Origin of the sequence: Streptomyces sp. MK7, from assembly GCF_032658145.1 — a bacterium.
Taxonomy (GTDB): domain Bacteria; phylum Actinomycetota; class Actinomycetes; order Streptomycetales; family Streptomycetaceae; genus Streptomyces; species Streptomyces spiralis.
In genome coordinates this window covers 1-450 of the sequence record NZ_JAVACL010000153.1, presented here as the reverse complement: position 1 = coordinate 450, position 450 = coordinate 1, and the positions used below count along the sequence as shown (strand labels likewise).

Sequence of the window (450 nt, the reverse complement as noted above, 5' to 3'; positions counted from 1 at the left end):
CTCCAACGACGACGGCGCCCCGCCCTCCAGTCCCGCACCGCCGCCCTCCCCACGGGCCGGCCGCGCCGGCCTCTCCGCCAGGCCCCGCAGCCGCGACACATCCAGTCCCGCCCCCTGCAGCAGCCGGGCCGCACCCGTGCCCTCCCCCTCCAGCAACGCGCCCAGAATGTGCTCGGGCCCGATGTACGAGGCGCCCGTCGCCTGTGACAGCCGATAGGCGGCGCCCAGCGTCCGCTTGGCTCCCGGCGTCAGCCCCGGCTGTGCCGACACCTCCACCGACTCTCGCGGCAGCACCTTGGCGATCTGTGCGGCGAACCCCTCCACGTCCACCCCCGCCTGTGTCAACAGGCCCCGCGACGGCTCCACTTGCGTTGCCGCCCACAGCAAGTGCTCCGTGTCCAGATCCGGCGTCCCGTCCTCCAGCGCCCGCCGCGCCGCCAGATTGATCAA

At 74.2% G+C, this 450-nt stretch carries 1 protein-coding gene; it reads right to left on the bottom strand.

The genetic code is table 11. From position 1 onward, the window contains the following. Positions 1-450 (bottom strand): Clp protease N-terminal domain-containing protein (locus tag R2S09_RS40255; RefSeq protein WP_316746256.1); only part of this gene is annotated, 450 nt, incomplete at both ends.